This window comes from Vibrio sp. 99K-1, from assembly GCF_013114585.1.
GTDB classification, from domain to species: Bacteria; Pseudomonadota; Gammaproteobacteria; order Enterobacterales; family Vibrionaceae; genus Vibrio; species Vibrio chagasii_B.
In genome coordinates, this window is sequence record NZ_VTXF01000056.1 from 1 (window position 1) to 3,023 (window position 3,023).

Annotated in this window: 4 protein-coding genes; 3 read left to right on the forward strand and 1 reads right to left on the reverse strand. The window is 42.1% G+C overall.

From position 1 onward, the window contains the following. The 3 genes from F0228_RS25530 to F0228_RS25540 form a co-directional block, all read left to right on the forward strand. A partial coding sequence (locus F0228_RS25530) for an IS3-like element ISVisp1 family transposase (RefSeq protein ID WP_171763049.1) occupies positions 1-780 on the forward strand: 780 nt, incomplete at its 5' end. A 231-nt stretch (positions 781-1,011) separates the two neighbouring features. Then, positions 1,012-1,260, forward strand: a complete 249-nt coding sequence (locus F0228_RS25535; protein WP_105058156.1) for a hypothetical protein — start codon at positions 1,012-1,014, stop codon at positions 1,258-1,260. A gap of 154 nt (positions 1,261-1,414) precedes the next feature. Beyond that, positions 1,415-1,825, forward strand: coding sequence for a hypothetical protein (locus F0228_RS25540; protein ID WP_171763050.1), 411 nt, complete (start codon positions 1,415-1,417; stop codon positions 1,823-1,825). Between the two features lie 29 nt (positions 1,826-1,854). Here the strand turns inward: F0228_RS25540 and F0228_RS25545 are convergent, their stop codons facing one another. Continuing rightward, complete coding sequence (locus F0228_RS25545) at positions 1,855-2,811, reverse strand: IS110 family transposase (RefSeq protein ID WP_116870499.1); 957 nt, start codon at positions 2,809-2,811, stop codon at positions 1,855-1,857. Positions 2,812-3,023: the final 212 nt, after the last annotated feature.

Here is a 3,023-nt window from a genome sequence, read left to right on the forward strand (position 1 = left end):
TCGGGTTACTACGCATGGCTTGATAGAGAACCAAGCCGCTACGATCAAGAAGAGCAGGCTTTGAAGAAGCGTATAATTAAAGTGTTTACCCAGAGTCGAGAGACTTACGGCAGCCCACGAGTTCATGCAGAACTGAGGCGCCAAGGCGTTTTGGTTAGCCGCAAGCGTGTGGCTCGGATCATGAGAGAGCAAGGGCTAAGAGCACGAAGTTATCGCATTTACATGAAAATGGCCAAGCTACATCGGTTCTATCAATCAATTAAGAATATTAAAAAAGACACACCAAAACCAACGGCAGTTAATCAACAATGGTCTGGAGATCTAACGTATATAAAGCAAGGTAAACGTTGGATGTATCTAGCCGTCGTTATCGACCTTTACTCACGTAAAATCGTCGGTTGGTCGCTTGGTAGTAAGAAGAGTACACAGCTAACGATGAGTTCGTTGAGAATGGCCATTAGAAATCGAAAGCCACAAGAGCGCTTATTGTTTCATACCGACAGAGGCTCTGAATATCGAGCCCATGAAGTTCAAGCTTTATTATCAAAAAATGGAATTGTCCCAAGTATGAATCGTCCAGGTCATTGCACCGATAATGCGGAGGTGGAGTCATTCTTCCATACGCTCAAAGGCGACATAATTAGGAAAAATAGTTTTAAAAGTGAGAAGCAGCTTAGAGATAAACTTGCCGGTTATATCCAGCATTTTTATAACCGTTATAGACTGCACTCAAGTCTCGGATATCGAACCCCACATGAGTATGAAATCGTGACGGGTTAAAGAGAATAGGGTGTCCATTTTATCGGGTGAAGATCATTTCCAACGCTTGGCATTTTCGGTTTGATTCAACTTTAGTGTTTACGGCACAATGGTTTAGGTAAGGTGGTAGCGTTGCTCACCACTTAACGCGGCGTTATATGCTCTAGGCTTTCAAACCCTTAATCTCGCTCACAGATATATTTCAAAGGTAACGTATTCTAGTTGATTCATATAGTCGGTGAGAGGTCTAGTATGCGAAAACTAAAAATCGATACCTATTCTTGTGATTCAGGTGAGTTGCAAGACAGCTTGTCTATTCCCCTTGGTTTGGCCAAAGTCGTAGCGAATATCATACCTCAGAACATATCATCTAAATTCGACGAAAATGGTGAGCAACTAGAAGCCTTAGTAAATGCGTTAAAGGATGCTAAGACGGAAGGAACTTTACTGGAAGTGGAAGATACAGCGGACAACGAGCGCGTTGTAATTTCAGTGGTCTAAATGAGTACGCATATAACAAGCAATTCAAGCTGATTGGCAACGCTCGGCACTTTCGGTTTCAGTTAGTTTAGTGATTAAGGTGAAGTGTTCGGGTAAGGTGACAGCGTTGCTCACAACTTAATTGGGCGTTATACATTATGGAGATTTTTGATTCGTGGAAACCTTTGGTAGTACATATGCGAAAGCAGTAGATGACTTATCTACGAAGATTTTTATACCTGCCATTATTTGCTCGTTAATTGCAGAATTTGGAGAATATTTCGTCCAAAATCTAGGGTTGGTTTGGGGCTACATAGCAGCATTTTTTCTAGGTATTATCATAGGTGTTGTGGTTGTATTTTTTATTGTTATTGCGGAGCGATTGTTGGGCTATAATGCTCAAATAAAGCCATATTTAGGTGCTTTTCTTATGCCTTTAGGGTTAATAGGTCTATTTCCAGCTTACTTCTCTGGGATAACTCCTCCATATACGCAAGTCACCGCAGTTGCTCTTTTAGCTTGGTCATTTGTACTGATAAAACCACTAGACTTCTTTAGATACCATTTAGATATGCGGTCGAAATAATGTATAACAAGAGACTATGGCGTCAATAGTTAATTTTTGACGCTATCTTTATCCCATATTGCACCGTCTCTTAGCATTGAATTGAGTGTCACAACCATCTTTCTCATGCAGGCAACTATCGCTACTTTTTTAGGTTTTCCTGCCGCAAGTAATCGTTCATAAGTAGCCTTAAATACAGGGTTGCATTGGATAGCCGACATCATTGCCATGTACATGACTGTTCTAACTTGAGGTCGACCTCCTTTTATCATCCGTTTGCCTTTGAAGCGTCCGCTCTCTCTTGTTATAGGTGCGACGCCAATGAGAGAAGAGGCTTGCTTGTTAGTGATAAAACCGAGTTCGGGTACATTGCTAATTAGGGAGGCGGCTAGGATCTTTCCTACGCCAGGCATGCTTTGAAGGATGGTGTTCTTAGCTTGATATTCAGGGCAGCTCTCAATCAGCTTTTCTATCTTTGCCTCTACTTTTTCAAGCTGATTTTTTAGAGCGGTTAGAATCGGAGTAATAGTCGATGAGATGTTTTTGGGTAATATTTGTAGTCGGTTTCTTTCCATGGTTTGCATGGTGAGTAGTTGGTTCCGCCTCGTGACTAAGTCACTCATAAGGCGTATGTTTTCGCTTTTTAGCTTGGTAAGTTCGGGCTGAACTCGTTCGGCATAATGTGCGATGAGCGCGGCATCTAAACGGTCGTTCTTAGCTCGTTGACCAATGGCCTCAGCAAACCTTTTAATACGTAGTGGATTGGCAACGACATAAGGCAATTTAGCTTTATCACAGGCGAGTATGAAGGGCATTTCTAATCGACCTGTAGCCTCGATGACGACGCGTTGAGGTTTGTGTTTCTTAATGATTTTAATGGCATCGCTGATGCCTTTATCGGTGTTTGGTACGGTGAAGTAAATGTCGAGTGGACGGACATAGATGTCTAATTGTGACTTACCAGTATCAACGCCAACATTAATGTTTTGAAGTGTGTTTGTATTCATAATAAGCTAACTCTTGCTTGCAAATGCGGGCTCGAGACCCAGAAGACTATTCGAGTGTGGTGCTTGGAGTTCTATCTGACGTTCGTACTTGTTACCGGTCTCTCAATCGAGGAGCCATCGTTTAATCGAACTACCAGATAGAAGAACTTTAGTTGCAGCTAAAGTCTGGGTCTCACCTTACCCGATTGGAGTGCTTATTATCCATACAAGCG